Annotated in this window: 4 protein-coding genes; 1 reads left to right on the top strand and 3 read right to left on the bottom strand. The window is 34.6% G+C overall.

Annotated elements, in window-relative coordinates; translation table 11 throughout:
* Window positions 1-1,233: peroxidase family protein (locus ACIQZ6_RS12195; RefSeq protein WP_395811489.1), on the bottom strand; the 1,233-nt coding region annotated here is incomplete at its 3' end.
* Window positions 1,234-1,511: 278 nt separating this feature from the next.
* On the opposite strand from ACIQZ6_RS12195, the gene ACIQZ6_RS12190 reads away from it, so the two are divergent.
* A complete protein-coding gene (locus tag ACIQZ6_RS12190; RefSeq protein ID WP_395811488.1) occupies window positions 1,512-2,105 on the top strand; it encodes a helix-turn-helix domain-containing protein in 594 nt (197 codons plus the stop codon).
* An 86-nt stretch (window positions 2,106-2,191) separates the two neighbouring features.
* On the opposite strand, the gene ACIQZ6_RS12185 is transcribed toward ACIQZ6_RS12190, so the two are convergent.
* A complete protein-coding gene (locus ACIQZ6_RS12185; protein ID WP_395811486.1) occupies window positions 2,192-2,683 on the bottom strand; it encodes a hypothetical protein in 492 nt (163 codons plus the stop codon).
* A 77-nt stretch (window positions 2,684-2,760) separates the two neighbouring features.
* Window positions 2,761-4,021: FG-GAP repeat domain-containing protein (locus ACIQZ6_RS12180; protein ID WP_395811484.1), on the bottom strand; the 1,261-nt coding region annotated here is incomplete at its 5' end.

The raw sequence follows: 4,021 nt of genomic DNA, 5'->3' as shown, positions 1-4,021 counted from the left end.
AACCTCTTTACCAAGATAACGAGAAACAGGACCCATATCTCGGTGCGTTAACTTGAACCATGCCTTGGCAAAAGTATCTGCAAACTCTGCAGGATTTTGATGGAAACGTCTTGAAATTTTTTCATAAGCCGGATCAACTCTCAAAGCCATATCAGCTGTTGTCATGAAAGGAGCATGTCTTTTTGAAGGATCATGTGCATCAGGAACTAAATCTGCAGCAGCACCATCCTTAGGTGCCCATTGCTGCGCACCAGCAGGACTTTTAGTCAGCTCCCACTCAAAACCAAATAACATATCGAAGTAACTGTTATCCCAAGTAGTTGGCGTTGGAGTCCAAGCACCTTCTAAACCACTGGTAATGGCGTCAACACCTTTACCTGTACCGAATTTACTGATCCATCCTAAACCTTGTTCTTCAATACCAGCACCTTCGGGTTCAGGACCAAGAAGGGCTGCATCACCAGCACCGTGAGTTTTTCCGAATGTATGTCCACCAGCAACCAGAGCAACAGTTTCTTCATCATTCATTGCCATACGGGCAAATGTTTCACGAATATCTCTTGCTGAAGCTAATGCATCAGGATTTCCGTTAGGTCCTTCCGGATTCACGTAGATCAGACCCATCTGAACAGCCCCAAGAGGATTATCCAACTGACGATCTCCTTTGTAACGCTCATCGCCTAACCAGGTAGACTCAGGTCCCCAATAAATATCTAATTCAGGCTCATATACATCTTCACGACCGCCACCAAAGCCAAAAGTTTCAAATCCCATGGATTCAAGAGCACAGTTACCTGCAAGGATCATTAAATCCGCCCATGATATTTTACGTCCGTATTTTTGTTTGATCGGCCAAAGTAAGCGACGGGCCTTATCCAGGTTACCGTTATCAGGCCAGCTATTCAATGGTGCAAAACGCTGCGTACCTGCAGAGGCACCGCCACGACCATCACCCACATAATCTGCTGGCCACCAATCTTGTGAATCGGTCATTAAGGTGAAAATATCTTTCTTTAGAGCATCCAGATCAATACTCTTAAACTCTTCTGCATAGTTAAAATCCTTACCGTAAGGATTAATTACAGATGAATTTTGATGTAGCATCTTCAGGTTTAAGTGATTCGGCCACCAATCTGCGTTTGACAGAGATCCGGCTGCTGTTTGCCTTTGTGATGCCGCTAAAAAGGGGCATTTTGCTGCATCTGAGGATGTGCTATGAGGTGTATTTTCCATAATATTAGGTATAAGTAATTGTCGTATCGCAAATTTAAGATAATATTTGGTGAAAAGACTTCAATAAAATTGATATGACTATAGATAAAACTGATAATATGGATGAATAGTATAGAATTTATGAATATATTTTAATGAACCGTTAAAATGAATTATTGGATATTATCCATGAAATTAATTTTAGAAAAATAGAAAGTATAATAATAAAGGAACTTGCAAAAATTTAAATAAAAAATAATATTAAAGAATTAGAGATAACACACTAGGCACTAGCAAATTTGTTAGGAACAACAAGGGTAGTTGTTTCTCGAATTTTAAAGAAACTCGAAAATAAAGGATTAATTCATCTCAATGTTAGATTAATATTCTATGAGAAGGATAGTACAATCAACACAGATATGATTGAAGTCATATTTAAGCATTTGAAAAGAAGGTACATTGGGCTTCATCTTAATTTAAATAAAATGGAAGGCAAAAAAAATATTGGCATAGGGTTTTTGATAATGGGCATGTTTATGTTGTACGGATTTTTACTCATCTACCTACGAGACTTTGCTCCGAATAAACTAGAGTGGATCAATAATTATAGTATTGGGAAGCATTTTGAATCTAGATTGGCCCATGTTCATGGAAATCTTTTCTCAGTACTTAATATTATAATTGGATTCTTATTGATACAATTTAATGGTCAAATAAAATCTGCAAAAAAAATATCTTGGTTGGCAATGATTGGTTTATTAATGCCAATAGGAATTTTAACAGAGGTATATTTTGGCTTACCTCCCATTTTTGTACTAATTGGCGCTGTTTCTATGACAGGCGCTGTTATTTGGCTAGGAATATCATTTTTACAGCTAAAAGGAAAAGAATAGAAATAAGGAATGTGAGATGATTCAGTATAAAAGAATCGAAAAATAAGGGGTTAATCTTTGCGTTAAATTCAATTAGGTTCAATTATTTAACAACCACCTTTGCGTGGTACTCGTTTATATAAAACTTTTTTGCTTCGCTCAACATAGTCTCCCAATACAATTGGATATGCATATTTTGATGCCTTCGATATACTATGGCTTTTTATACTAATTCTATCATTTACTTTCAGACTATGTAATTGCTCAAATTCACTGTTAAGATCTGGACAAAAAACAAGAATATAGTCCTCTCCATGTAATCTTACCATTTCTCCTAAACCTAATCTTGAGCCTAATGGGAGAGAAAGCGAGGTAACAACACCCTCCATATTAGCATAATCCCTAACAGATTTACTTATTTTAGCTGCAGCAATATGTACTTTTATCCCTGCAGGAGATACTTCCCATTTTTTGAACAGTATACCATCAAGGCTTGCCTCCCATTTTTTCAATGCTACTTTACTTCTAGCAGCAGAGAAAGGCTTTGGGATTGATTTTATAGAAGTTTCACTTTTAATTTCAAGATTGGAAAATACCAAACCGCTTACTAAAACCAGCGGTAAAATCAGAGTATAAATGATTTTTTTATACTTTTTTTTAAAAATAATTCGAGTTTTTATTTCTTGATAAATTTAGCCCCATTCCACTCCCAACGTATATTATCTTTTTTTTCTCCAGAGAAAATATCTAATTGTCCATTTTTATCAATGTCTTGAACTCTAATGTGATAAAATCTGTTTGCTTTATTATTATCTATGTATTGGCTTGTTTTATCTGTAAATGTTTTCCCTTTATCTTCTGATTTGTAAAGTGAAATAAAATAAATTGGAGCTCCGCCTGAAGGATTATCATAATTTCCACTTGGCACAATCTCTTTCGTGCCATCTTTATCAATATCAAGAAAGTCAAGATTCATTAAATACCAATCGCCTGACATACTAATAGAAGTAGAATTGCTTAGGCTAAACCCTTTGCCATTACCCCACAAAACTCTAAAATCATTTATTCTACTTGTTCCATTAGGATGAAAGTTTAAAACTAAATCTAAAAAACCATCATTATTAATATCTACTAGTTCTGATTGATCTACAACCGGAATATCTCCAATTCCATTAAAGTCAATTGAAAAATTTGCCTTGCCATCATTCCACATAATTCTACTTTTAACCCCATTTGCTTGGCTATGAAAATTAAATGTAATAATGTCTAAATCACCATCATTGTCAATATCACCTGAACATCCTGTATACCAAAAACCTTGGGCAAGAAACTCTTTTACTGAAGAGAATCCATTTTTTGAATTTAACAGAAGATGACAGTTATCATTTAAAAAGGGGAAAGCTAAAAGGGGTGGGTCTACAGCAACATTTGAAAATATGTCAGGATGGGAATCATTATTAAAATCTCCAATTAATACTTTTGTTCCATGAGGATCTTTTAAGGTAGGGCCACTATAATTAATTTGTTTTAATACCGTTCCAGTATTCATGAAAATAGATGGAGGAGGATTTGGAGTCGGATTAATTTTCAAATCATATGATTCAAAGTAAAATAAATCTTCTAAACCATCGCCGTCAATATCTAATTGAGTAGACTGCTCATCTATAAATGGATTATTCAGATATTTACTTCCATCAGATTTGTACAATTGCGCTGATGAAAACCAAGTGTCAAAATTTGACAAATCGTAGGAAGTCATTAAATAATTTTTATAAACTCGATCCCGTTCCACATTATATTGCTTCGAGACGGTATTAATAGGGTTTGAAATAGATGTTACTGTAATTTTGGTTTTATATTTATTGTATATCTGATAATTTTTTGAAATGATAGTGACACTATTGGTAGTTGATATACTATCTTTTGAAAAAATCTGA

Origin of the sequence: Daejeonella sp. (genome assembly GCF_044348475.1) — a bacterium.
In the GTDB taxonomy this organism is placed as follows: Bacteria; Bacteroidota; Bacteroidia; order Sphingobacteriales; family Sphingobacteriaceae; genus Daejeonella.
Note: the sequence above shows the minus strand (reverse complement) of the source record. Positions and strands in the feature narration are given on the sequence as shown.